The 26919-nt window shown below is 44.5% G+C and carries 22 protein-coding genes; 16 read left to right on the forward strand and 6 right to left on the reverse strand.

Going from position 1 to position 26919, the window contains the following annotated elements:
• The first annotated feature begins 118 nt into the window (after window positions 1-118).
• The 10 genes from ACFQZX_RS18335 (at window position 119) to adhP (ending at window position 9916) form a co-directional block, all read left to right on the forward strand.
• Entirely contained in the window at window positions 119-2509 is a 2391-nt protein-coding gene (locus ACFQZX_RS18335) for a heavy metal translocating P-type ATPase (RefSeq protein WP_377118133.1), read from the forward strand.
• Window positions 2506-2664: a cbb3-type cytochrome oxidase assembly protein CcoS gene (gene ccoS, locus ACFQZX_RS18340; protein ID WP_377118135.1), complete on the forward strand. Its 159-nt coding sequence runs from the start codon at window positions 2506-2508 to the stop codon at window positions 2662-2664. The genes ACFQZX_RS18335 and ccoS overlap by 4 nt, the downstream gene beginning before the upstream one ends.
• 87 nt (window positions 2665-2751) lie before the next feature.
• The gene (gene ccoN / locus ACFQZX_RS18345) at window positions 2752-4875 is read left to right on the forward strand and encodes a cytochrome-c oxidase, cbb3-type subunit I (protein ID WP_377118138.1); all 2124 of its coding nucleotides are present in this window, start codon (window positions 2752-2754) and stop codon (window positions 4873-4875) included.
• Between the two features lie 7 nt (window positions 4876-4882).
• Window positions 4883-5074, forward strand: a complete 192-nt coding sequence (locus ACFQZX_RS18350) for a hypothetical protein (protein ID WP_377118140.1) — start codon at window positions 4883-4885, stop codon at window positions 5072-5074.
• Window positions 5071-5958 carry a cbb3-type cytochrome c oxidase N-terminal domain-containing protein gene (locus tag ACFQZX_RS18355; protein WP_377118142.1) on the forward strand — a complete coding sequence of 296 codons (888 nt, stop codon included), beginning with the start codon at window positions 5071-5073 and terminating at the stop codon, window positions 5956-5958. Before ACFQZX_RS18350 ends, ACFQZX_RS18355 begins: the two co-directional genes overlap by 4 nt.
• A 4-nt stretch (window positions 5959-5962) precedes the next feature.
• Entirely contained in the window at window positions 5963-7336 is a 1374-nt protein-coding gene (ccoG, locus tag ACFQZX_RS18360) for a cytochrome c oxidase accessory protein CcoG (RefSeq protein WP_377118144.1), read from the forward strand.
• Window positions 7337-7340: 4 nt separating this feature from the next.
• Entirely contained in the window at window positions 7341-7772 is a 432-nt protein-coding gene (locus ACFQZX_RS18365; protein ID WP_377118146.1) for a FixH family protein, read from the forward strand.
• Entirely contained in the window at window positions 7756-8442 is a 687-nt protein-coding gene (locus ACFQZX_RS18370; RefSeq protein ID WP_377118149.1) for a sulfite exporter TauE/SafE family protein, read from the forward strand. The genes ACFQZX_RS18365 and ACFQZX_RS18370 overlap by 17 nt, the downstream gene beginning before the upstream one ends.
• Before the next feature lie 93 nt (window positions 8443-8535).
• On the forward strand, window positions 8536-8880 hold the full coding sequence (locus ACFQZX_RS18375) for a hypothetical protein (RefSeq protein ID WP_377118151.1): 345 nt from the start codon (window positions 8536-8538) through the stop codon (window positions 8878-8880).
• 1 nt (window position 8881) lies between these two features.
• Window positions 8882-9916, forward strand: coding sequence for an alcohol dehydrogenase AdhP (gene adhP, locus ACFQZX_RS18380; RefSeq protein WP_377118153.1), 1035 nt, complete (start codon window positions 8882-8884; stop codon window positions 9914-9916).
• A gap of 68 nt (window positions 9917-9984) precedes the next feature.
• Here the strand turns inward: adhP and hemN are convergent, their stop codons facing one another.
• The 4 genes from hemN to ACFQZX_RS18400 all read right to left on the reverse strand — a co-directional run bounded on the left by hemN (window position 9985) and on the right by ACFQZX_RS18400 (window position 14678).
• Window positions 9985-11346, reverse strand: coding sequence for an oxygen-independent coproporphyrinogen III oxidase (hemN, locus tag ACFQZX_RS18385; RefSeq protein WP_377118155.1), 1362 nt, complete (start codon window positions 11344-11346; stop codon window positions 9985-9987).
• A gap of 10 nt (window positions 11347-11356) precedes the next feature.
• Window positions 11357-12364 carry a 2-hydroxyacid dehydrogenase gene (locus ACFQZX_RS18390; RefSeq protein WP_377118157.1) on the reverse strand — a complete coding sequence of 336 codons (1008 nt, stop codon included), beginning with the start codon at window positions 12362-12364 and terminating at the stop codon, window positions 11357-11359.
• A gap of 81 nt (window positions 12365-12445) precedes the next feature.
• Window positions 12446-13495 carry a response regulator gene (locus ACFQZX_RS18395; RefSeq protein ID WP_377118159.1) on the reverse strand — a complete coding sequence of 350 codons (1050 nt, stop codon included), beginning with the start codon at window positions 13493-13495 and terminating at the stop codon, window positions 12446-12448.
• The gene (locus ACFQZX_RS18400; protein ID WP_377118161.1) at window positions 13488-14678 is read right to left on the reverse strand and encodes a PAS domain-containing sensor histidine kinase; all 1191 of its coding nucleotides are present in this window, start codon (window positions 14676-14678) and stop codon (window positions 13488-13490) included. The genes ACFQZX_RS18395 and ACFQZX_RS18400 overlap by 8 nt, the downstream gene beginning before the upstream one ends.
• Window positions 14679-14893: 215 nt before the next feature.
• On the opposite strand from ACFQZX_RS18400, the gene ACFQZX_RS18405 reads away from it, so the two are divergent.
• From ACFQZX_RS18405 to ACFQZX_RS18415, 3 genes are all read left to right on the forward strand, one after another.
• A complete protein-coding gene (locus tag ACFQZX_RS18405; RefSeq protein WP_377118163.1) occupies window positions 14894-15616 on the forward strand; it encodes an LOG family protein in 723 nt (240 codons plus the stop codon).
• Window positions 15617-15717: 101 nt separating this feature from the next.
• Complete coding sequence (locus ACFQZX_RS18410; RefSeq protein WP_377118165.1) at window positions 15718-17205, forward strand: L,D-transpeptidase family protein; 1488 nt, start codon at window positions 15718-15720, stop codon at window positions 17203-17205.
• Between the two features lie 63 nt (window positions 17206-17268).
• Window positions 17269-18120: a universal stress protein gene (locus ACFQZX_RS18415; protein ID WP_377118167.1), complete on the forward strand. Its 852-nt coding sequence runs from the start codon at window positions 17269-17271 to the stop codon at window positions 18118-18120.
• A 41-nt stretch (window positions 18121-18161) separates the two neighbouring features.
• Here ACFQZX_RS18415 and ACFQZX_RS18420 read toward each other — a convergent pair whose 3' ends face one another.
• Together ACFQZX_RS18420 and ACFQZX_RS18425 are read right to left on the reverse strand one after the other, a co-directional pair.
• Window positions 18162-19007 (reverse strand): SDR family oxidoreductase, encoded by an 846-nt coding sequence (locus ACFQZX_RS18420; RefSeq protein ID WP_377118169.1) that lies wholly within the window; start codon window positions 19005-19007, stop codon window positions 18162-18164.
• Between the two features lie 100 nt (window positions 19008-19107).
• On the reverse strand, window positions 19108-20037 hold the full coding sequence (locus ACFQZX_RS18425) for a helix-turn-helix domain-containing protein (protein WP_377118171.1): 930 nt from the start codon (window positions 20035-20037) through the stop codon (window positions 19108-19110).
• A gap of 158 nt (window positions 20038-20195) precedes the next feature.
• Here ACFQZX_RS18425 and ACFQZX_RS18430 point away from each other — a divergent pair, with 158 nt between their 5' ends.
• From ACFQZX_RS18430 to ACFQZX_RS18440, 3 genes are all read left to right on the forward strand, one after another.
• The gene (locus tag ACFQZX_RS18430; protein ID WP_377118173.1) at window positions 20196-21779 is read left to right on the forward strand and encodes a DUF6377 domain-containing protein; all 1584 of its coding nucleotides are present in this window, start codon (window positions 20196-20198) and stop codon (window positions 21777-21779) included.
• A 298-nt stretch (window positions 21780-22077) separates the two neighbouring features.
• Window positions 22078-25083 carry a SusC/RagA family TonB-linked outer membrane protein gene (locus ACFQZX_RS18435; protein WP_377118175.1) on the forward strand — a complete coding sequence of 1002 codons (3006 nt, stop codon included), beginning with the start codon at window positions 22078-22080 and terminating at the stop codon, window positions 25081-25083.
• A gap of 11 nt (window positions 25084-25094) precedes the next feature.
• Window positions 25095-26825: a RagB/SusD family nutrient uptake outer membrane protein gene (locus ACFQZX_RS18440; RefSeq protein ID WP_377118177.1), complete on the forward strand. Its 1731-nt coding sequence runs from the start codon at window positions 25095-25097 to the stop codon at window positions 26823-26825.
• Window positions 26826-26919: the final 94 nt, after the last annotated feature.

Here is a 26919-nt window from a genome sequence, read left to right on the forward strand (position 1 = left end):
TGCCAAAAGTACCGGCCCGCTGCTTTGCAAAAACTGACGACCGTCACTTTTTCAAACATCAGTCATCATTATTTAGGCAGGCAAAAGCCAGCAGTTTTGAAACAACAAATATTTGCAGATGACGGAGAGAATTATTACTGAAAAAACAACCTGTTATCATTGCGGCGACGAGTGTTTAACCACCAGATACCTGCTTGAAGATAAAACGTTTTGCTGCCAGGGCTGTAAAAGCGTTTACAGGATATTATCTGAAAACAACCTTTGCAGCTATTATACTTTTAACGATCATCCCGGCGCTACCCTTTTACGTACTGATAAGCGCTTTGAGTACCTGGATGATGCAGGAATAATCAAAGAGCTGGTTGATTATGAAGATGACAGCCTGACCATTGTAACCCTGTACATCCCCCACATACATTGCAGCTCATGTATTTGGCTGCTGGAAAAACTTAACAAGTTTAACCCCGGAATTTTATACAGCCGTATCGACTTTCTGAAAAAACAGGTCAACGTTAAATACGACCCGCGGCAGATAAGCTTACGGCAGCTGGCCGAACTGCTTTTTGATATCGGTTACGAGCCATTGATCAGCCTGCAGGATGTTATAAAAAAGCAGAATAACCAAACCAGGGACAACCTTGTACAGCGTATTGCCGTTGCCGGTTTTTGTTTTGGCAACGTAATGCTGCTTAGTTTCCCTGAGTACCTTGGCTTATCTGAGTTTGAACAATCGTTTAAACATTTTTTTGGATGGCTAAACGTGCTGTTCTCCTTACCGGTTGTATTTTACAGCGGCTGGGAATATTTTGTATCCGCCTGGAATAACATCCGCAATAAGATACTTAACATTGATTTTCCACTGGCGTTGGGCATAGCCGTTTTGTTTTTGCGCACGTTGTTAGAGGTAGCTTATCATACCGGGGCTGGCTTTGCAGACACTTTATGTGGGCTGGTGTTCTTCCTGCTGGTAGGTAAGTTTGTGCAGCGCAAAACCTATCACCATATTTCTTTCGAACGCGATTACCGCTCTTTTTTTCCGGTTGCTGTGCAGGTGCTTACCGGGGCGGGAGAAAAGCCTGTGCCATTAGCCGATCTGAAGGTTGGCCAAAGGATATTATTGAGGCATAATGAGATAATACCGGCTGATGCCATCCTTCTGAAAGGCGAGGCCCTGATTGATTTTAGCTTTGTTACCGGCGAATCGGTGCCGGTAAGTAAAACGCTGGGCGAAATAATTTATGCAGGCGGCCGCCAAACCAGCGAGGCCATAGAGCTGGAAGTAGTTAAGCCGGTTTCTCAAAGTTACCTCACTCAATTGTGGAATAACGAAGCCTTTACACGCAATCAGGATAACCGCATGCAAACTTTTAACGAGCGGGTAAGCAAGTATTTCACCATTGTATTGCTGCTGATTGCCTTTGGGGCTTTACTCTACTGGGCATCTGCAGATATTAACAGGGGTATTGCAGCATTTACCGCTGTACTTATTGTAGCCTGCCCCTGCGCCCTTGCCTTGAGTACGCCGTTTACCATGTCGGCCGCGCTCAGCATATTCGACAGGAATTTGTTTTACCTGAAAAACACCGCGGTTGTTGAACAGCTGGCACGCATAAAATCTGTCGTGTTTGATAAAACAGGCACTATAACCAATGCCGCTGATAACCGTGTTTTACTAAATGGTAAACTAAACACCGTAGAAACCCAATTGACCTACAGCGCTTGTGTAAACTCTAATCACCCGCTATCGCGGATGATATGCGAATACCTGGGTAATGTTGCAAAGCTTGATGTAAGCAGTTACCAGGAAATACCGGGCAAAGGCATCAGCGCTATTATTGGCAACCAAAATGTATTAATAGGTAGCGGCAGTTTTATGTTTAACGATTACGAGGAGGCTGCCGGTGCTACACGTGTGCACCTGATGATTGATGGCCAGTACCTGGGTTATTTCACCTTTAAGCAACATTACCGCAACGGATTAAGCAAGGTTGCCCAATTAAACGATGAATACAAACTATTCCTGATCTCGGGCGATAACGACCATGAAAGGGCCGATCTGTTGCCCTATTTTAAACAGCAGGGCTGCATGAGTTTTAACCAGTCGCCGCAGGATAAGCTTAGGTTGATACAGCATTTACAAAGCCCGGCTAATAAGGTAATGATGATAGGCGATGGCCTCAATGATGCAGGCGCCTTAAAGCAAAGCGACCTGGGTATTGCTGTTACCGATAATGTAAACAACTTTTCGCCCGGCTGCGACGCCATACTGGATGGTAAGTCGTTTGGTAAACTGCCCGACTTTCTGAAGTTTTCAAAAAACACGGTGACCATTATTCATATTTCATTCCTGATATCCCTTACCTACAACCTCATTGGTTTAAGTTATGCGGTTACCGGGAAATTATCACCCCTAACGGCAGCTATACTAATGCCGTTGAGTACAGCCACCATTATATCGTTTACTACAATAGCTACGCACATCGCTGCTAAAAGGAGGCACCTGGCATGAGCATTATTTACTTTTTAATTGGATGCAGCGTAGTGTTGGCGCTCGCTTTTTTATCCGCTTTTTTCTGGGCGCAGCGCAGCGGACAGAACGACGACCTGTATACACCTTCTGTCAGGATCTTACTTGATGAAGATGCTGAAGACCGTAAAGAATAAGTGACCCTTATCACAATTTTACCATATCCTGATCATTCTGCAGCCCGTGATCTCAGAATAATTTTACACCCATAATACAAGACCACTATGCACCCCGAAAAATTTTACTATGACAACAAAATCGTCCGGAATTTCGGTATAGCCACCATTGTATGGGGCATTATCGGCATGACGGTGGGCCTTATAGTCGCCATCCAGCTTTTTAAACCCGGCATGAACATGGGCAACCAGTACACCACCTTTGGCCGTGTACGACCGTTACATACCAACGCCGTTATTTTTGCCTTTGTTGGTAACGCCATTTTTATGGGCGTTTATTACTCGTTACAACGCCTGTTAAAGGCGCGCATGTTTAGCGATGTGTTAAGCCGTATCCATTTCTGGGGGTGGCAATTGATCATCGTATCGGCTGTTATTACCCTGCCCCTGGGTTTAACCACTTCACATGAATATGCTGAACTGGAATGGCCTATTGATATAGCCATAACCCTGATATGGGTGGTGTTTGGCATAAACATGTTCGGTACCATTATCAAGCGTCGCGAACGGCACCTGTATGTGGCCATCTGGTTCTACATTGCCACATTCGTAACTATAGCGGTGCTCCATATTGTAAACTCATTTGAGTTGCCTGTATCAGCTTTTAAAAGCTATATGGTATACGCCGGGGTGCAGGATGCACTTGTACAATGGTGGTACGGGCACAATGCGGTCGCATTCTTTTTAACCACGCCATACCTGGGCATGATGTATTACTTTTTGCCTAAAATGGCTAACCGCCCTATCTACTCATATAAATTAAGTATCCTGCACTTTTGGGCGCTGATATTTATTTATATATGGGCTGGCCCGCATCACTTGTTATATACTACCCTGCCGGGCTGGGCGCAATCATTAGGCGTTGTATTTTCTATCATGCTGATAGCACCAAGCTGGGGCGGAATGATCAATGGTTTGCTTACCCTTCGGGGTGCCTGGGATAAGGTGCGCGACGATGTGGTGCTTAAATTTATGGTGGTAGGCCTTACAGCTTACGGTATGGCCACTTTTGAAGGGCCAATGCTATCGCTCAAACAAATAAACGGTATTGCCCACTTCAGCGACTGGATAGTAGCCCACGTACATGTTGGAGCCCTTGGCTGGAACGGATTTTTGACCTTTGCCATACTCTACTGGCTGATACCTCGCATTTACAGGACCGAGCTATACTCAAAAAGGATGGCCTCTTTCCACTTCTGGATAGGCACATTGGGTATACTGTTTTATGCCATACCAATGTACTGGGCCGGGTTTACACAAGGGTTGATGCTTAAAGAGTTTACACCGGAAGGGATATTGAAATATCCTAACTTCCTGGAAACCACCCTGCGCATTATCCCGATGCACGTGATGCGCTCTATTGGTGGTACGCTGTATCTGTTGGGTGTTATTGTGATGGCCTATAACCTGGCGCGCACCATGGCGCAGGGCAAGTTGGTTGCCAACGATGCTGCAGAGGCGATGCCTTTAGAGCCTGTTAACGCAGCTGCCGAGCATGGCTGGCACCGTAAACTGGAGCGCAAACCGGTACAACTGATGATACTTGCGCTGATAGTGATACTTATCGGATCAATAATAGAGCTGATGCCTACCATGACCATATCATCTAATGTGCCTACCATAGCCAGTGTAAAACCATATACACCACTGGAGCTGCAAGGCCGTGACATTTATATACGTGAGGGTTGCGTAAACTGCCACTCACAAACGGTGAGGCCTTTCCGGTCTGAAACTGAACGTTATGGCGAATACAGCAAGGCCGGTGAGTTTGTATATGATCACCCTTTCTTGTGGGGCTCTAAACGTACCGGGCCGGACCTGGCACGCGAAGGACAGAAATATGGTAACGCATGGCATTACAATCACCTGATGGACCCGCGCCTGATGTCGCCGGGCAGTATCATGCCAAATTACGACTGGCTGATCACCCAAACGCTGGATACCACTACAACCGCGGCTAAAGTAAGCGCTATGCGCAAGCTGGGTGTTCCGTACCCTGAGGGATATGAAGCGCGTGCCAACCACGACCTGAATGAACAGGCCAGCGCCATAGCTCAAAACCTTGCCAAAGACAAGATCAAGGTAACCAACGATAAAGAGATAGTAGCCATTATAGCCTACCTGCAACGCCTGGGTACCGATATTAAAACCAGTAAAACAGCAAATAAATAAAGCAACCATGTTTAAGCAATTCACAGAAAATATAAACGGCCACCAGGTATATCTGCTAAGCTCATTGGGCATCTTCCTGGTATTTTTTATAGTGGTGGCGCTCCTGCTCTTCAGGATAGGAAAAAGCCATATCCGGCACATGAGCGATCTGCCGCTGGATGGAAATGAAACTGATACAACCCAAAACTTATCACTATGAAACGCGGCGCTTTAACCCTATTTATTTTATCTTTTTTAAGCCAAAGCTCATTTGCTCAAAGCGATAGCATGCTATCTGACAAAACCAAAAACTACATAGGTTATGGTTTAATTATCGCCATGTTAGTGCTCTTCCTTGTGGTTATGCTGGTTTTGCTCAGAACCTTCAGGGTACTGGCGCGGGTGCTTTTACGCTCTGAGGGCTTAACAGATGCCGAGATAACCGAAAAGCTGCAGCCTGCCAAAAAACCCAAAAAAGAAAAAGGTGAAGTTTGGAACAAGCTGCTTTCATTAAAGCCACTGTCTCAGGAAAAGGATATTTTGATTGAGCATGATTACGATGGCATACAGGAACTGGATAACCCCACCCCTGCCTGGTTCATGTACCTGTTTTACGCTACCATTGTGTTTGCGGTAAGTTACCTGCTTATTTACCACGTATTTGGAACCGGGCAGCTGCAATACGCCGAGTATAAAACAGAAATGGCCCAGGCCGAGATAGAGAAAAAAATTTACCTGAGCAAAGCGGCTAACCGCGTTGATGAAAATTCGGTAAAGCTGGCTACAGATCCGGCTATGCTGGCCGAAGGTAAATCGGTATTTAAACAAAGCTGCTCCCCTTGCCATGGCGAAAATGCACAGGGATTGGTTGGCCCTAACCTTACCGATGAATACTGGTTGCACGGCGGTAAAATTGGCGATGTGTTTAAAACAATTAAGTACGGTGTACAGGCAAAAGGTATGCCTACCTGGGAGAAACAGCTATCGCCTAAACAAATAGCCGATGTGGCCAACTACATACTTTCTTTACAGGGAAGTCATCCGGCAGGCGCTAAAGAGCCGCAGGGAGAAAAAGAAACAGCAGAAAAATTAGCATCAAAGTAAACGTATGGACGGAACAGCTACAATAGCAGTAGGACAAGGGAAAAGGCAGTGGCTGTATCCGGCTTTACGCAAAGGTAAGCTATACAAATGGCGGTCGGCAATAAGCTATGTATATTTGCTATTCTTCTTTGCAGGGCCATTTATCAGGATAAACGGTCAGCCGTTATTACTATTAAATTTTATTGAGCGCAAATTTGTACTGTTAGGGCAGGTTTTCTGGCCGCAGGATATTTTTTTATTTGTACTGGCAACCCTGGTTTTTGTGGTTTGCATTGCCCTGTTTACTATCGTTTTTGGTCGGGTGTTTTGCGGCTGGATATGCCCCCAGACCATTTTTATGGAAATGGTTTTCCGTAAGATCGAGATCTGGATTGAGGGCGATGCTAACAGACGCCGCAAATTGGATGCAGGCGGGTGGACCAACGAAAAGCTGCTGAAGAAAGGTTCAAAGCACCTGATCTTTATACTGCTTTCGTTCCTTATCGCTAACACATTCCTTGCTTATGTCATCGGTAGCGAAAATTTGCTGAAAATTGTAACGGAGCCTATCGGGGCACACATTATCGGGTTTATCAGTATCTGGATCTTTACCGGTGTATTTTACTTTGTTTACAGCCAGGTGCGTGAGATAGTATGTACGGTAATATGCCCTTACGGCCGGTTACAGGGGGTTTTGCTGGATAAAGACACCATTGTAGTAGCCTATAACGATGTAAGAGGTGAGCCGCGCGGTAAGATCAGGAAAGATGAGCAGCAGGATGTAAAAGGTGATTGTATTGATTGTAACCTTTGTGTAGCGGTTTGCCCTACCGGGATAGATATACGTAAAGGTACACAGCTGGAATGTACCAACTGCACGGCCTGCATAGATGCCTGTAATGATGTGATGCAAAAGATCAATAAGCAGCTTAATCTGATCGGGTATTACTCAGAGAACATGATCAGCCAGAATCGTAAACCGGCTTTTACCTGGCGTATGGCAGGCTACAGCGTGGTAATTGCAGTGCTGATTGGTGTGCTTGGCTATTTTATTTTCAGCCGCAGCGAGCTTGATATGACCGTGATGCGCAGTGCGGGCATCCTTTATCAGGAGCAGCCGGGTGGGTACATCAGCAATATTTACAATGCCGAGATCATTAATAAATCTGATCAGGCCAAAAATATTGTCATCCGGGCAACAGATCCGGCAATCAGGATCAAGTACATACAGGCCCCGGGTAAAATTGATAAGGGCGGATCGGTTAAAACGGTATTTTTTGTGATGCTGCCCGGTACAGCTATCCAAACGCCTAAAACGGATATAAAACTACAATTGATAACAAACGGCAGAGTGATGGAAACGGTTAGCACATCATTTATCGGGCCGGTAAATAATTAATAAAATGAATTGGGGAAAAGGACTGGTAATAGGGATGCTGATATTTATGGCGTTTATTGTAAGCCTTAGTGTATATATGTTTAAAATGCCCGAGGACGATTACGACCATCAATACTATGAAAAGGGCCTCACCTTTGATAAGGATTATCAACGCGAGCAACTGGTGGTGGCTGATAAGGCCCAGCCATCATTTAAGCAGACAGGTGGCGTTATTACCGTGCAGTTTAAGCAACCTGCAGTAGGGTCTATCAAATTTATCAGTAACCTTGGTGCCGATAAAGATCGCGTTTTCGAATTATCTACCGGCACCAGTAACATCGCGACAATTAAGGCTGCCGATAAGCTTGCTCCCGGGCAGTGGAACACAATAGTCAGTTGGAGCAGCAATAACAAACAGTATTTGTTTAAGCAGGAGCTTTATGTTGACGGGCGTTAACCTTACTGCATTTTTGATGGGCCTGGCAGGCAGCGTGCATTGTGTAGGTATGTGCGGGCCGCTGGCATTCGGCATACCGTCTTCAGCAAGATACCGCTGGCAGCTGTTTGCCGATAAGTTGTTGTATAATATTGGCAGGGTTGCTACTTACACAGCTTTAGGCATGTTATTGGGCTACGCAGGCAAGTTGTTTTGGCTGGCCGGGTTACAGCAAACAATCAGCATCATAAGTGGGGCCATTGTATTTTTTGCCGGTCTGTTGCGCCTTTGGCGCCCCAAAAGCTTCCGGGCAGGCTTTTCCTGGATTCCACTCCATAAATTGATCGGCTTTGCGGTGCGGCACCGGGCGGGGCATTTTATCTTAGGTATGCTTAACGGGCTTTTACCTTGTGGGTTTGTTTATATAGCCATGTTTGGCGCGCTTACTACGGCTAAACCTATTGAGGCCGGGGTTTTTATGTTTTGGTTTGGTGCCGGTACAATGCCCCTGATGCTGGCTATGTCCTTAAGTATTGGCTTGTTAAGCCAGGGCACACGCCGTCGCATAAACCTTACCATGCCCTACCTCATGTTGCTGCTTGGCGTATGGTTTGTACTACGCGGCGCCGGGCTGAATATCCCCTACCTGAGCCCGCTGATAAAAGACATGGGCGTAAGCATTTGCCACTAAGCTGAAAAGGTGCCCAGCATCACATTTTATACCGTCTGATGTCATGTCGAGGCAGCAGTATTTAGGGCAACTTTGCTGTATAAAATTAATGATATGGCAACTTTAACAAATACTACCGCTGCACTGAAAACCACAGTGGCCGCCAATAACAACAGTTTTTCAATTAATAAGCTTACAGCCTGGGCAGATAAACAAGCGCCTAACCGCACCATGTGGTTCATGGTATCCTTAATAGCGCAAGGCGTGCTGTTTTTACCGGTGCCTGCAGTATTGCTTTACTATTTTGATGCGCCGTTAGCGGTATTGGCAGTAACCCTTGGCTTATTCTTCTCTAATATAATTGCAGGTATGGGCGGTGCAAGTATCCGTACACTTTTAGCACTTTTTGCTGTAAGCATACTGGCTCATTTAACCATGGTTGTTCTATTTGCTTTATAATATGATACCTCAAACAATGAAGGCCGCGGTTGTGCACGAGTTTGGACAACCGCTTGTAATTGAAAATGTACCGGTGCCCTCGCCGTCGGCCAACCAGATACTGGTAAAGGTAATTGCCTGCGGCGTTTGCCATACCGATCTACATGCCGCAAATGGCGACTGGCCCGTTAAGCCGCCGCTGCCCCTGATACCGGGACATGAAGCTATAGGACGTGTAGTAGCTGTAGGCCGCGATGCGGAGCATATAAAAGTAGGAGATATTGTTGGTGCGCCCTGGTTACACAGTGCGTGCGGATGCTGCGAATACTGCATCACCGGTTGGGAAACCTTATGCGAAGAGCAAAAGAATGGTGGGTATAGCGTTAACGGAGGCTTTGCCGAGTATGTACTGGCCGACGCCCGCTACGTAGCCCATTTTCCGGAAGGGATTAACTATGCAGAGATGGCGCCTATCATTTGCGCGGGGGTAACCGTGTATAAAGGATTGAAGGAAACGGAGGTGAAACCCGGCGAGTGGGTAGCCATATCAGGCGTTGGCGGCCTGGGGCACCTGGCGGTACAATACGCCAAAGCAATGGGCATGCATGTTGCCGCTGTTGACATTGCGGATGACAAGCTGGAGCTGGCCAGACAACTTGGCGCCGATATAACTGTAAACGCAAAATTAAACGATCCGGCAGCAGTGCTGAAACAGCAAACGGGTGGTATGCATGGCGTGCTGGTGACAGCGGTATCGCCAATTGCTTTTGAGCAGGGTACGGCCATGTTGCGGCGCAAAGGCACCATTGCCTTAAATGGCCTGCCAAAAGGAAGCTTTGATCTTCCGATCTTTGAAACCGTGCTGAACCGTTATACCGTCCGGGGATCAATTGTTGGCACACGTAAGGACATGCAGGAAGCTATTGCCTTTGCTGTTGAAGGCAAAGTAAAAGCTAATATCCATACCGCCAGCCTTGAGGATATCAATAAGGTATTTGATGATATGCGTAAGGGCGATATCAACGGCCGTATAGTATTACAAATTGCTAACCCCTAATAAAATCAACATATAACTAAAAAGGCAAGGCCGCCAAATTACTGGCGGCCTTGCCTTTTTTAAAGTACTTATATGGCCATGCTAAACAATTGTGTTGCGGGTTTGTCGGCCCAAAGCCTTGCATCAAGGGCCATACAGATATTGCGCAGAAAGCGACGCCCGGTATCGGTAACGGTGATACCCCACGAGCAGAGTTCAATAAGGCCGTCCTGTGCAAGTGGCTCTAACCGTTCAATACCGGTTATCAGTTCATCAAACGGTTCAATGTGATGGTTCCAGCTGGTTTTGCCGGTGCACATTATTTCAAGAATGTGTTTACGGATAGCCAGGTCCGCATCGGTTAACAGGTGCCCCTTCGCTATGGGTAAAACTCCGAGTTCAATGGCTTTAAGGTAGTCCTCCAGCTTCTTTTCGTTTTGAGCAAACGCATACCAGTAATCGCCGATGGAAGATACGCCGAGCCCAACCAGTAACTGCGTATGCTGATGGGTGTATCCCATAAAGTTGCGGTGCAAGTCGCCGTTTTTCTCTGCTGTAACCAGCTGGTCGTTAGGTAAGGCAAAATGATCCATGCCAACCTCAACATAACCATAGTTCTTTAACAGGCTGCGGCCAACCTCATACAGCTTGGCCTTGGTAGTGGCATCTGGCAGGTCTGCTTCGGTAAACTTGCGTTGACCGGGTTTTATCCATGGCACATGTGCGTAACTGTAAAAAGCTATCCTGTCGGGCACCAGCTCGCTTACCAGGTGCATGGTGTTTACAAGGCCGTTTAAGGTTTGCAGGGGTAAGCCGTAGATCAGGTCGTAATTAATAGAGGTGTAACCAATTTTTCGGGCCGCATAGGTAACATCACGTACCTGGTCAAGTGTTTGATGGCGGTTGATGATCAGTTGCACTGCAGGATCAAAGTCCTGTATACCCAGGCTAAGCCGCCTGAAGCCCAAATCATACAGCGTTTGGAGATGCGCAGAAGTAGTATTGCCTGGGTGCGCTTCAAAGCTAAATTCGGCCTGGGGGTGCACATAGGCATCCTCAAGCAATCCGGAAATGAGCATTTTGAGGTTTTCGGCACTAAAAAATGTAGGCGTACCGCCGCCTAAATGTAACTCGCGTATATAAGGTTTGTGGCCCATCAGCGCCCTGTACATTTGCCATTCTTTTAATACCGCTTGTATGTAAGGTAGCTCTACCGCGTGATTTTTGGTGATGCGTGTATTGCAGCCGCAATAAGTACACAAGCTTTCGCAGAAAGGCAGATGCACATAAATGCTTACGCCTTCTTTTTCGTTACTTTCTTCGAAAGATGCTTTTACTGAGCTCTCCCATCCTGCAATATTAAAGTTGTCAACATCCCAATAAGGCATGGTTGGGTAACTGGTATAGCGCGGAGCGGCCACGTTATATTTTTGAGTAAGATCTGGTTTCATAATTAAAAAATTATCCTGCCGCAGCACGACAGTTTTTTGCGCATACGCAGGCTTTGCCTACACATTTATTTTGCTGCCACAGGTCAAGGTTTTTTATAGTCTGGTCGGCAATACCTTGCAGTGCCTCGCGGGTCAGATACGCCTGGTGCGGGGTGATCAGCACATTATCAAACTGCATTAACTGGCTTAGCAAGGTGTCCTTAACGTGGTCCTGCTCATGATCTTCAAAGAATAACCCCTTTTCAAATTCATAAACATCGAGTCCCAGGTAACCTATTTTGCCTGTTTGTAAGGCTTGTATAACCGCAGTAGTATCTACAAGGGCACCGCGCGAAGTATTAAGCAGCATTACGCCATCTTTCATATTGCTTAAAGCTTCATGACTGATGAAGTGCCTGTTAGCCGCCGTTAGCGGTATGTGAAGCGAAATGATATCAGCTTCTGCATACAGATCGGCAAGTGACACGGCTTCAATTATATCGTTTTCTGGGAAGATCATATCATAACCAATAACCCTGCAGCCTAAACCTTTAAAGATGGTAGCGGCGGCCATGCCTGTTTTGCCCAAGCCAATAAGCCCAACCGTTTTACCTGCAAAATTAAAGCCCATTAAACCGTCGTTAATGAAGTTAAACTGATGGCAATGGCTATCTGCCTTGGTTATTTTACGGTTAAGTGCAAAGGCAAGCGCTACCGCGTGTTCGGCAATTGCCTGGGGTGAGTAGTAAGGTACATTAGCTATTTTGATGCCCAACCGGCTTGCCGCATCCCGGTCGATATGATCTGTACCGGCCGAGCGTGTGGCCACGTATTTTATACCCAGCTCGCCCAGCCTGTTTATAACCGGTTCAGAAACATCGTCATTGGTGAACACTACAACAGCATCCTTACCCTCTGCAAAAACAGAGGTTTCCAAGCTTAAAGGATTGGATATAAGTGTTATGTCGTGCTTTTTCTGATTGGCTTTTGAAAGAAATTCCTTTTCAAACGGTTTAATACTATACGCTACTACTTTCATCCGCAATATTTTGATGTATCAAAGTTACCACGGTGTGCAGGCTCATTACCTGCTTGCAGTCAACGTAAAAAGTGATATTCGTCAGTTTTTCATTTTAAAAAGGCGCTGCTCATCTAATAAGGTTATTAAACTGCCTTTTTTTTCAATAAGCCCTTCGTCCTTAAAGTCGGTAAGTGTCCGGCTTACGGTTTCTGTAGCCATGCCAGCCATCGCTGCAAGGTCTTCGCGGCTTATCTTAAATCCTGGGGAGTTGCTGTTTTGTTTATGCAGGCGTAACAATGATTCGGCCATGCGTTTGCGTACCGAATTATAAGCCAGGTGAAGCAATTGTTCTTCCTTATCGCGTACGTCATTGGCCAGTATTCTAATAAATTCCCGGGCGACATCCGGATACTGATTGATCAGTTCGTCAAGCTGTTCTTTTGGTATCAAGCATAACTGCGAATCTTCAAGGGCGGTTGCCGTATCAGCATAAGGTTCATTAGCAAGCATGGCATTTACGCCAAGGTAATCTTCGGCGGCATGTATGCCTGTCATCAGCTCACGGCCGTCTTCGGCGAGTTTTACGGTTTTAATTTTGCCGCTCAGAATAATGTAAAGCCCGTTACCCTTATCGCCTTCATAATATAATACCTGGTTTTTTTTGATCAGGCGGCTTTTGCGCTCACTTATAATTTTCTTTAATTCGGCCAGGCCATTATTCCTGGCTACCAGGCTGCCGATTTTATCAAGCGAGCGGCTGTAAAAGCCTTCCTGCTGGTCTTTCTTTCTCAACCGGGTTTCAATAGCGGTTAACAATTCTATATCGTCAAATGGCTTGGTGAGGTAATCATCGGCACCCATTTCCATGCCTTTTCTTAAGTCGACACGCTCAGCTTTAGCCGTCAGAAAAATAAAGGGAATAGCGGCCGTATCCGGGTTTTTGCTAAGCATGTATAACACACCATAGCCATCCAGGTCAGGCATCATGATGTCGCAAAGTATAATATTGGGTTTATGTTTTATGGCAAGGTCTACTCCAATCTTTCCGTTGCAAGCCTGTAAAACAGCAAAATCTGCCAACTCAAGTATCTCAACAACATTTTCGCGGATATCGCTATTATCTTCTATGATCAAAACTTGTTTACTCATGTCGTTTAAATAAAATGGTAAATGATGTGCCCTGGTTAACAATACTCTTAAAATCCACGCTGCCGTTCATCAGGTGGGTATAACGGGCCACTATATTTAAGCCCAGGCCTGTGCCGGGAATGCTGCCGGTATTATGCGCGCGAAAGAAAGGCTCGAATAAATGTTTCTGATCTTTCTCCGGGATGCCAATGCCATTGTCTTTCACCACAATGGTAATTGCATTGCCTGTTATTTCGGTATTAAATTCAATAAAGGTGTTTTCGCCAGAGTATTTGATGGCATTGGCTATTAAGTTAAATATGCAGTTCTTCAATAAGTTTTGGTCAAGCGTCACTACGCTTTCTTTGCCGGTATGCTGGTAAATGATATGCTGATTTTGCTTGGCCACCATTTGCATCTCTTCTGTTATCTCTTCCGATAGCTTTACCAGGTCAAAGGGTGCAAAAGAGGGTTCAACTCGGCCCGCCTCTAATTTTTCGAGGGAAAGGAAATCGTTAAGTATGGTTGTAAGGTTGCCTACCGCGTTTTTTATTTTACCAACATGCTTAGCTATATGCTCGCTTTTAAACGGCTGGGCATACTTATCAATCAATGATGCTGATAATTGTATGGCGCTCAGCGGTGTGCGAAACTCATGCGAGGCCATGGATACAAACCGGCTTTTGAGCTGGCTCAGCTCTTTTTCCTTTTCCAGCGACAGGCTTACTTCCTCTTTTGCATTTTGCAGCGCCTCCACGCTTTCCTGCAGCGAGAAGGTGCGTTCATCCACTATTTCCTCTAAATGTGTGGCATAATCTTTCAGCTGCTCCTCGGCCCGCTTTTGCTGACTGAGGTCATGGATAAAGCCGGCGTAGATCTTTCTTCCTGAGAGTGTAACCTCGCTTACACCAAGCATAAACGGGAATACGGATCCGTCCTTCCTAAGGCCCTTTACTTCACGGCCAATGCCAATGATATGCGGTACGCCGGTATGCTGATACCGTTGTATATATTCATCATGATGTGTGCGATCTGGCGGGGGCATCAAAAAGGAAATATTTTTTCCGATCACCTCGCCAGGGGTGTATCCAAACAGCGAACACGCAGCCGGATTGATGCTTTCCACCAAGCCTCTATCGTCTATAGTAATGATGCCATCAATAGCATTTTCAATAATGGCGTTAAGTAAAACTGCGTTTTCCATAAGCTAAATTAAGCCTTTGCCGCTTACAACTGCAAATATCATGACCGGATGCCGTTTCAAATGTAACATGATTCAGTTATAAAAGTGATATAAGTCATGTTTAAAGCCGCCAATGCGATAGCACTGATATTATTGACGAGCGCCATCACAAAAAGTGCCGTAAATCATCTTTTGGCCAACCGGCGCTTTTCATCTTTGGTTATAAACTAACCGTTATGACCAACAGTTCCGAAATTCAATTTTTAGATGGCCCTCATTCGCGTTTAAAAGAGCTTAAGTTTACCATCCAGACTATGTTTGATCTGATACGTGGCTTGAGGGCGCTGCATTTCATCGGCCCCTGTATTACTTTCTTCGGATCAGCCAGGTTTCAGGAAGATCATCCTTATTATGAACTTACCCGTAAAGCCGCTGCCGAATTTTCAAAGCTGGGTTTTACTATCATAACAGGCGGCGGGCCAGGCTTAATGGAGGCAGCTAACCGCGGCGCCCGGGATGCTGGCGGATATTCGGTAGGATGCAACATTCAACTACCTGTAGAGCAGAAGCCAAACCCATATCTTGACAAATGGGTTTACATGAGCCATTTCTTTTTACGCAAGGTATTGTTGGTGAAATACTCATTCGCGTTTGTTGTAATGCCCGGCGGGTATGGTACACTGGATGAATATTTTGAAGCATTGACCCTGATACAGACACGAAAGATAAAAGATTTTCCTATCATCATTTTCGGGAAAGCGTATCATAAGGAGCTGCTGGAACACATACAGGTAATGAAGCGCGATGGCACTATCGGCGATCAGGATGAGCGTTTTTACCTGGTTACTGATGATATAGCCGAAGCTGCTGAGCTAATCAAAGAAAAAAGCATAAAGCAATTTGGCTTAAAGCCGCGCCGCAAGTTTAAACCATTTAGCTGGCTGTTTGAGCATCGTTAAATCAATTGTTGATTGGTGCTAACAATCAATGTATTGAATGACGGCAGTCACATTTTAAGCAAGCGGTACATTGCAACTTTGTATCGTTAAACCCAACGATCATGAAAAAGCATACTGCACTTCATCAACACAGCCGGCACGCATACAGCGTAAATACCCTACTGCTTGCATGCGTTTTTCTGCTTATTCTGACGCTTGCTTTTTTTAGGGCAGGGGCACAGGTCAAAACGGATGTAAAACCAGTTGATAAGGCGTTGACCGAAGAGATAGCCAGGCAGTTAAACAGCGGTAGCCTATCACTTAAATTTCCTGCATCTGTAAGGCGATTATATGCGCAAAGGCAGTTTGTACCTAACTGGATTGTTGATCAGAACCATGCCGATAATACATGGGCGGCTATGCTGATGATGGATTGTGTTTTGCAATACGGACTTAACCGTGCAGATTACCACCCCGGCGAATTATTGTATTCCACGCTTCATGAAATTTTGGAGCAGCCGGGTAATGTTGGTTTAACCGAAAAAGCGCGTTTTGAGATTGTGCTTACCGATGCAGTACTTACTTTTATTAATTACCTGCATTTTGGTAAATATAACCCGCAGTATCCGGCCGGCAAAATTGATAAAGGTGTAGAGGTATTTGATGCTGCTTCCCTGCTTCAGTTGGCATTAACCAGTAAAGATTTCATGCTGGCAATCACGACCGCTCAACCTCAAAACAAACTTTATCAAGGCCTCCAAAATCAGATGCATATAGTTGCAGGTGTGCAGTTGGGCGACTGCTACGAGTTTCCGAAAGAAGATGTACGTAAAATGGCCCTTAATATGGAGCGTTTGCGCTGGGCGGCTACCGATACCGATAATTATGTGCAGGTAAATATTCCCTCTTACCAACTTAGCTTTTATCATGGCAGTAAGACAGATACTTTCCGCGTGGTAGTAGGTAAACCAGGCAACCCAACACCAACGCTGCAAAGCGCAATTAAATACTTTACCACCTCGCCGGAATGGAGGGTGCCTCAAAAAATATTTGTTAAGGAGCTTTTGCCTAAGGCTATTAAAGATACTGCATACTTAACTAATAATCATTACAGTATTTACAATGATGCAGGCGTGCTGATCAGTGCCAACACATTGTATCTAAAAGCAATTTTAAAATCACCGGGACGTTATCGCGCCACACAATCTGCTGGTTGCGATAATGCTCTGGGGCAACTGGTGTTCCGGTTCCCTAATATTTACGATGTGTATTTGCATGATACGCCGGAGCCGGCATTGTTTTATCGTAAAGCCCGTGCATTAAGCCATGGTTGTGTGCGGGTGCAAAATCCAAAGCGGCTGGCAGCCCTGATGTTAACGAACGATAATAACAGCAGCCAGATCAAGGATATGGAAAATGCTATTGAGAAAGGCATCACCAAAAACTTTTATCTCAAAAAACCGGTGCCTGTTTATATCACCTACCTAACTTGTGAAATGAAGGATGGTGTGCTGGTAAAATATGATGATATCTACAACCTTGACAAAGCACTGGACGGGTTAATGTACGCGCCCGATGATGCTACGCTTAACGTGGCAAATAACCATTAATGACCGCCATCATTATTTTAAACACTCTTTTGACAGACATTTGTAACACATAACTTAAAAATTATGAAAACAATACTTGTGCCCACCGATTTTTCGCCAGCCGCTACTAACGCTGCAAGATATGCGCTCCAGGTTGCTAAGCGGATACATGCAGGGATAAAGCTTTGCAATGCTATACAAGTACCCGCAGAAACCGTTTTTTCCGCACAAATAGCCTGGCCGCTGGAAGACCTGGACAGCCTTAAAGAGGCTTCAGAGACGGAGCTTACCTATCTTGAGGACAGCCTGTCGGCAGATGGCAACACCGGGACTGGCTATCATCCGGCTATCGCACATTCTACTGGTATAGGGAGCGCTACTGATCTGGTACGTAACCTGGTTAGCGACGACAAAGCCAGTTTGGTGATCATGGGAATGTCTGGCGCTAACCTGTTCTCAAAGCTGATAGTTGGCAGCACCACCAAAGCACTTATCGATAAGGCTGATTTCCCTTTATTGCTCGTTCCTAAAGATTACAGTTACAAGCCTGTTAAAAAGATAGCTTTTGCCACTAATTTTGATGACGGTGATATTGACAGGTTGCAAATGCTGGCTTCGCTGGCCCGCCACTTCAATGCAGAAATATTGCTTACCCATGTAGTTGACCTTCCCGGAAAGGATAAAGAACAGATAAATGCTTTTTTAAATAAGGTAACCAATAAGATAGATTATCCGCGTATCTACTATCGCGGCCTGCAAAGCGAAGCCGTAAAAAAAGGTCTTAAATGGCTTACCGATAATGGGCAACTGGATATTTTAGCCATTACACATTTAAAGCATGGCCTGTTTTCTCCGAGCATAACACAACGGCTTGCTGAACACACCAAAGTCCCCCTTTTAGTTTTTCCTGAAGGGTTTAAACCCTGTGTTTTTTAAATGAAAGCGCCCGGTAGTTAATCGGGCGCTTTTGTTTAAAGTCAATTTTTATAATCAGTTGATCTGCTTATGCTTTCAAAAGCCATCAGATCCTTCTCAACCGCCTCTATCTTGGTTTTTGCCATCCCGAATGAATCCGATCCTAAGAAAAGGTGCAACGGCCGGTTTTCCATTTCTGCCAACCGGATAAACGCAGCAGCGGCATTTTCAGGATTGCCGGGTTGGTTGCCTATGATCTGCTCGTTATGGATCACTTCCAGATCACGAGCTTCTTTATACTCAGCAATTGGGTTTGCCGCAGTACGTAGCGAGCCCTGCAGCAAGAAGTTGGTTTTAAAATAACCCGGATAAACGATAGTTGCAGTAACGCCTAAAGATTGTACTTCTGCCGATAAAGCTTCGGTAAGGCCTGCAACCGCAAACTTGGTGGCATTGTAAATACCCCAGCCAGGAAAGGTTCCTAAGAAACCCGCAATAGATGATATGTTAAAAAATGCGCCAGCCTTCTTTTCGCGAAAATGAGGCATGATATTCCTGATGACATTCAGGGTTCCAAATACATTTACATCAAAGTTAAGGCGGGCTTCTTCATCAGTTAATTCTTCCAGTGTGCCTAATTGCCCATAACCCGCGTTGTTTACCACTACATCAATTGCACCTAACTGAGTAATGATCTGCTTTACGGCATCTTTTACACTATTACTGTCTGTTAAGTTAACCTGCAGGGGCAGGAAGTCGGCGGTGTGGTTATTAACTTCCTGGCGTAATGTTTCTGCGTTACGAGAAGTTGCAGCTACCTTGTAACCTTCTTTTAATAATCTTTTTACTAATGTTAAACCTAATCCTTTTGAGGCTCCTGTAACGAACCATACTTTTTGTGTTTTCATGATAATGATTATTGAATTGTATGGCACAAAGGAAGCTACAAAGCCGCAGGAGGGCCTTATTCAGATCATAGGGATATTTGCGATTTTCAAATATTAAAGACTAAACCGTAGCCTTCCTGAACTCGGATGGCGAAAGATTAGCCTTTTTCCTGAAAAACGAGGTAAATGCAGCCTGCCCTGAAAACCCCAGTCCATCACTGATCTGGTTTATACCCCAGTCGGTTTGCACTAACAACGATTTCGCCTCATGTAAAAGCCTGTCCTGTATGTGCTCCCTTAAGGTTTTGCCGGTATGGTTTCTTACAAGTGCATTCAGGTAATTGGGGTGTACGTGCAGTTCATCTGCAAATTCCGCAGCGGTTTTTAGCTTAGCAATTGAGTTATGTTCCTGCACCTGGAAAGAAGACTCAAGCAGCGAAAGAAAGCGATAAATATACCCATAACCTTCTGAAACCGCACTCTGCAACTTGCTTTTACCAGCCCTGCGGCTCTCCAATAGCAACATTTGTAATTGTAATAATATAGCTTGCTTTTTGTCGTCGCTATTGCCGCGTTCCTCTTTTAGCATTATTTCAAAATAGCCATTAATGGCAGCAGACTGGCCGGCTGTGAGCTGAACCACAGCACGATCAGGAATGAAATATGGGTACTGCCGGAATAATTGCAATACATGATCTGCATCCTGCCCAAAGTAATCAGGATGTATCAGGCAAAAGTGGCCTCCGGTCTCTTCAGATGTGGTTTGCCACGACATCAGTTCATCCGGGTGCAAAAATGCAATCTCGTCCGGTCCCATCTCATACCTGTTCAGGCCGATAGTAAGTATACCGGTACCGGCTGTCATGTGGAATATTTTATAAAACTTTCTGCGGTGGGGGGATATATAATCTTTTACAGGATAATTGTTACGGTTTTCAATCACAAAATGTTTTGAGCTCAAGGGATAATGTTCCACATTTAACACAGAAGTTTTATACCCATCTGCAGCAAAGGCTTCCAGCTCCAGCCGTGGAATGATCGAATGTTTCATGACAATGTCAGGATAAGCGTTGTAAATTAAAGATAGTTTATTGATGCTTGATTCAAATGCGTCAGACTAAATAACACATGTTTGAACAATTTTTCAACAACCGTCTAATATACAGTAATTCGCTTAGCTTTGCATTTTACCTGTAGCAGAGCATCGTTATGAAAATCATTTTATATGCCCTTATTGCTCTTTTTTTCCCTGTAAAGGCAATGTGTTATAATACTGCCGATAGTTTACTTAAAGTGTTGCGGTCAGAAATTGCTAAAAAAGCTGTTTATGACAGGCAAAAGGAGGAAAAGCTTGCAGCTTTAAGGAATAAATTATCTAATAGTATCGACAAAAAAGATAAATATGATGCGACATTAGCGCTTTTTGAGGCTTATAAAGATTACCGGTTCGATTCAACTTTTCATTATGTACAACAACTCATTAATTTAAGCACACTATTGCATGACGGCCAAAAGCTTGCGGAAAACCGCTTGCGCTTAGGTACTACATTAATCACTTCAGGCATGTTCAAAGAAACTTTTGACTGCCTTAAGGCAACAAATAGCCATTTGCTTAACCCCGAAATGAAACAGTCATACTATGTACTGTATTCATGGGCATACTCTGACCTGGCGAAATATAACAGCGATCGTTTTTATGCGCCCCAGGATCAGAACAAAAAGTTTATATATCTGGATTCGGCCATAGCGCTTTCTAAAACCGGTACATTTAGCCGTCTTATACTTGAAGCGCAACGTAAGCCCGGCGCAGGGCCTCATCCGGTTTATTATTATTTAAAGTTGTTGAAACGAAAACTTTCGGCTCATGAAGAGGCGATGGTGGTAACCGGATTAAGCAGATATCGCACAGGGGACGAAAAAATACGGTTACTGGCTATTGCGGCTATAACTGATATTCGTACCTCTACTTATCGCGCGCAGGCCATGCTTGACTTGGGCAACGCGCTTTTTGAACAGGGGAAGATTAGCGACGCTTATTATTTTTTGCAGCAGGCAATGGGCCAGGCCAATAAATTTGGGGCAAGGCTGCAACGCTACCAGGTAGCCCGCATGCTTCCGGTAGTAGCAGCCAAGCGCGATATACTGGCAGAACAGGAACAACAGCGATTTGTGATTTACATGGTTACTGTAATGGTGGTGGCCGTTATAGCCGGCCTTATTTCTTTCATCGTGTTTATTCAGCTTAAAAAAGTGAGGGCAGGCGAACGCATCATTCTTGAAAATAACCGGCTATTGGCTCAAAAAAATCAACAATTATGGGAAGAAGGCAGGATAAAGGAAGAATATATTGGCTTCTTCTTCGGCGAATTGTCAAGGCATATTGTAAAGCTGGATAAACTAAAGAATAACGTACAGCGTAAAATAAAGTCGGGTAGTACCGATGACGCTTTACGGCAACTGGACAATGTAAATATACAGGCCGAACGCCGGGAGTTGTTCCATACCTTCGACCGGATATTTTTAAAGCTGTTTCCGGATTTTGTTGAAGCGGTTAACAACATGCTGCCCGAAGAGGATCAGTTTAAACCTAAGGCAACAGGTACGCTTAATACCCAGCTTCGCATTTTTGCGTTAATGCGATTAGGTATTGATAATAACGAAACGATAGCCGCTATTTTAGAGTATACGGTCAGCACTGTTTATACTTACCGCTTTCGTTTACGCACCAGGGCTCTTGTACCGGCAGATGATTTTGAGCAACGCATCATGGGTATTCAAATATCAGGGGTATAGTAAATATGGCGTTGGATTTTTGAAGACATTGTTCTTATTAAATATTTGTAAAACAGACAGTTATTTTTTTTGGCACTTAGATTTTTGTTTCTACATCTTCTTATTGCTTGCAATTAAAGCTAAACAGGACTTATTTGCACGATAAACCAATTACATCCCCCGGAGGTCGTCCGGGATAACTACCAACTCTTAATATGAAAAAAGCGATTAGTGGAAAAGCGCCACCTTATAGTGCGTGCTGAGCCATGGCCGGGGCCTGGTACCGGCAAAACCATCTATTAACCAACCAATCAAACTTATGTACAAAAAAATTTTACTCAGTATGAGCACGTTTGTGCTCCTGTTGTCGCTTTGCGGTACAGTGCTGGCTCAAAACCGCACGATAACCGGAAAAGTAACCGATGCCGCGGACGGCTCAGCAATGCCTGGTGTGAGCGTTGTTGTAACCGGTACTACTACAGGTACCACTTCTGACGCCAACGGTAATTATAGTTTAAGTGTACCGCCGACAGCGCAAAGCCTTACCTTTACATTTATTGGCTATTCAACAAAGCAGGTAACGCTTACATCATCATCAACACTTAACGTTGGCCTTACACAAGCCAGCAACACACTTAACGAGGTTACAGTTGTAAGTGTAGGTTATGGAACGCTTGATAAAAAAGAAGTTTCCAGCGCTATAACACACGTGTCTGCAAAAGAACTATTGCCTGTATCTGCTAATAGCCCATTAATGTCGCTGCAGGGTAAAGTTCCTGGCTTAAGTATTACAAATACATCCAGTGGCGACCCGAACTCTACTCCAAGTGTACAGTTAAGAGGTGTATCCTCTCGTAGTGCAGGCCTTGGCCCTCTATATGTTATAAACGGTGTACCAGGTGGTAACATAGATAATATCAATCAAAATGATATTGAAAGTATCGACGTGCTTAAAGGTGGTGCGGCTTCTGCAATTTATGGTACACGTGGCGGTAATGGTGTAATTATCATCACCACAAAAAAAGGTACCTCACAATCACGGCTGTTTTACGACGGATACGCCAGCTTTGATTATGTAACCAATCGTCTTGAAAATCTTTCTGCTGATGATTTCATTAAGTACCGTGTGCAAAACGGTAAGGGCCAGGATTATGGGGCTAAGACCAACTGGCTTGATGCGGTGACTAATTCACCGGCTTTCAGCCAAAAACATACGGTTCAAATGTCCGGAGGATCAGCCAAGACCAATTACTTTGCCTCTGGAGATTATCGTAATGCCGATGGTATCGATCTCAGGGCACATAAAAAAGAGTACGGTGCAAGGGTAACTATCAACCATACAACAGATGATAACATTTTAACTGCTACACTGAATGTTGCGCCAAGGTACATGAAAACCAGCAACTCCGATCAGGGTAACTTTAATAATGCGCTAACACTTAACCCTACTTACCCTATCTTTGATGAAGCTGGAAAGTATAATTTTATAAATACCGGGTTCTTTTCTAATAACCCGGTAGAGAATGGTAACTTAAGAAAGTCAGAAGCTGAAATAAAAGAGCTGGATATCAGTGCGTCTTTAAAAGCTAATATCTTGAAGAATCTGAGCACTACGGTAACTATATCAGAAATAAGCCGCTCAGCCCATAATAACAATTTTACTCCGTCAACGCTTTCAACCATTGTTCATTCCGGGCAAACAACTAGGACCAACTTTGCTTCGCAGGAACAGCAGGAGAACGATCAGAAAAATGTGGAGTGGATTGGTAATTATTCTCTTAATCTTAAACGTAATCACTTTAAACTGTTAGGTGGTTATTCCTACTCATTGTATAACTACAAACAGTTTTACGCGCAAAACTATGATTTTCCTTTCGATACCTTCTTATGGAACAACTTAGGTTCGGGCTTATATAATGGTGGAGCTGCAGGTCAGGGTCAAGGCGCTGTAAGTTCAACTCAGAATGGATCTACACTTATTTCTTTTTTTGGGAGACTAAATTATGATTTTGATAACAAGTACATTCTGACAGCAAGCTTAAGGCACGAAGGGTCATCTAAATTTGGCGCTAACCACAAATGGGGTAATTTTCCTGCAGTATCTGGTGCATGGCGGATATCGGAAGAAAGCTTTTTGAAGGACAACGTATCATGGTTAAATGATTTAAAAATCAGGGCTGATTATGGTATAACAGGTAACCAAGACTTTGGAAATTACAACTCATTGATTCTTTATACCGGTGCCGGATATTTTCCATTTAACGGAAACTGGTACCAGGTTTATGGGCCATCACAAAACGTTAACCGAGATTTGCAGTGGGAAGAAGCTGTTAATTTTAATGCCGGCGTAGATTTCTCTTTATTAAATAATCGTTTGGGTGGTTCTATAGATTATTACGTTCGTACAAACAAAGATCTGATAGCAAACTATCGCGTACCACAACCTCCAAACTTTAAGGAAACAACAACTGCTAACGTAGGCTCAATGAAAAGTTATGGCATCGAGGTTGCTTTGACCGGCGTTGTGATTCAAAACAAAGACTTTAGCTACAATACAAACCTTGCTTTTTCATTTAACCGGAATAAGTTTCTTTCATTTTCAAACCAACTTTATTTTGGTGGTACTTATGATAATGTCGCCAATATTACAGGCCCAGGTTCACCTGGATATACTCAGCGTATAGAAGAAGGCCGTAGTATTGGCGAGTTCTACATGCTAAAATCTGCAGGTGTTAGTGATGACGGAGCACTGTTAGTCTACAAAAAGGATGGCAGCATCGTTCCCGCTAATGAGGCTTCTGATGATGACAGGCAATATGTAGGCAGTGGCTTACCAAAGGTTATTGCATCTATGAGCCATAATTTCCGCTATAAAAGGTTTGACCTGAATATTTTTTTAAGAGGCGCGTTTGGTTATAAAATCTTTAATACACCGGCATTTTATTTGGGTACACCTGCAAGCCAGTCAGATGCTAACGTGTTAAAATCTGCTTTCGATAGTGATAGTAAATATTCGAAGCTGACAAATGATAAAACCCAGTACCGAACCTCAGATTATTACCTGGAAAACGGCTCATTTGTTAAGATTGATAATGTGTCTCTGGGGTATACACAGCCTTTGAAGTCCAAATACCTTAAATCGGTGCGTTTGTACGCCGTTGGGCGCAACCTGCATACCTTTACAGGTTATACCGGCGGCGACCCTGACCTGATACAGGTCAACGGTTTAACACCGGGTTTAAGAACCGATGGTAATGGTAACGCAAATTTAGATTATTACCCTTCAACCTTGCAGCTGATTTTTGGCTTGCAGGCAACATTTTAAAGTTTAAAGAAATGAAAAGAAAAAAATTATATATAAGCGGCCTGTTGCTTACAGCTTTAGTTGGCGGCAGTTGCACCAAGCTGGATGAACATGTTTATGATCAGATAGACGCCGGAAGCTTTCTTACGCGCAGAGACGATGTAATCCGGGATTTCCTGCGCCCGTTTGAACATGGGTATTGGAGTATACAAGGAAATGATGTATATGCCGTAGGTGAAAACTCAACGGATGAGATAGGTACTTTTAACCGTCAGGGCGACTGGCAGGATGGCGGCTATTATCAGCGCATGCACTATCACACCTGGACACCCAATGATGGCTTTACCAACGGTGCCTGGGCAAATTTTTACCAGGGAATAGTGCTTTCCACGAACTCTTATCAGGATATGCAAGCCATAACCGACCCTGCCAAGTTAGATATTACACCAGAAGAATTGGCTGATTTTAAATCAGAGCTCCGCACATTAAGGGCTTGGTTTTATCTAAGAGCCTTTGACTTTTATCGGAATATAGTGATTGTAGAGGATGTAAAGAACACTACTCAGGGCGGCTCCCAGTCTACACCACAAGAGACTTTTGCATACATTGAAAAAGAGCTGACAGAGGCTATCCCTGGCTTGCCAACACGCGACCAGTTAGGCGCTAAAGGCATAGGCCGGTGGACTAAAGCCGGTGCTGCATCTTTACTGGCAAGGCTTTACCTCAATGCCAAAGTGTATATAGGTACAGACAAATATGCCGAATGCGAAACTGTTTGCCGCGACATCATCAGCGGGAAGTACGGAAGTTATACGCTTGATACACGCTGGGATGCGCCTTTTGATTATACCAATACATCCCTTAACTCTGAGGTGATCTACGGTTTCCCGGGTACATTAGCCCGTACGCACTGGCAGTATGATGGGGGTATGTTTTGGTGGGGTATGACGTATGATGCGGGCCCGTTATATTGCGGCTTTACAGATTTCGGCCAGTCAAACCCGCGTTTCGCATTGCAGCCAGGGCTTGATGTGGACGGCAACGAATATTCATTTCAGTTGGGTAAGCCATTTAGAAAATTCCAGAAGTATCCTGATGACCTAAGATTGAAAAAGTACAAAAATTTAGGTGACAGTAAACGGGAGGGGATGTTTTTGTACGGCTATCTGCCCTATAAGCATACCGTAAATGGTAATGAGCGTATAGATACCGTTAAAGGTAACAAAGGCCCATACCCGTTATATATTCGTGACCAGGTAGGATATTTTCTGGACGCCAAGCCGGGCACTACCATTGCCGACAAGGAGTCGAACATGAACCATGCCGATCATAACTCAGGCATATTTATGGTTAAATATCCGATATATCCTACACCTGATCCTAACCGTATTACATCCGCTTATGCAGAGATCAGGTTGTCTGAAATTTATTATACACTGGCTGAGTGCTTATACCGTAAAGGCGATAAGGCCGGGGCAGCATCACTACTCAACCAGGTACGTAAGCGCAATTTTCCGGATGGTTCTCCAAGCCTGTATACATCAGACGGCAGCCAGCTTACCGATCAAGAAATGCTGGACGAATGGGGAAGAGAGTTCTTAGGCGAAAACCGCCGCAGGACAGATCTGATCCGTTGGGGCGTTTTTAATACCGGTACCTGGTGGGATAAAAAGCCTGATGGTGATAATCACACACAAATATTTCCAATTGGTTTAAATACACTTAATGTTAACCCTAATTTAAAACAAAATCCTGGTTACTAAGATTGGTTAAGTTGGTTTATCTGGCGGCGTCTCTCGTATGAGGACGCCGCTTTTTTATTATAGCAACGGATTGTTAGGTGAAAAGGCAATTGGA

It is taken from the genome of Mucilaginibacter litoreus, assembly GCF_042676805.1.
GTDB lineage: Bacteria > Bacteroidota > Bacteroidia > Sphingobacteriales > Sphingobacteriaceae > Mucilaginibacter > Mucilaginibacter litoreus.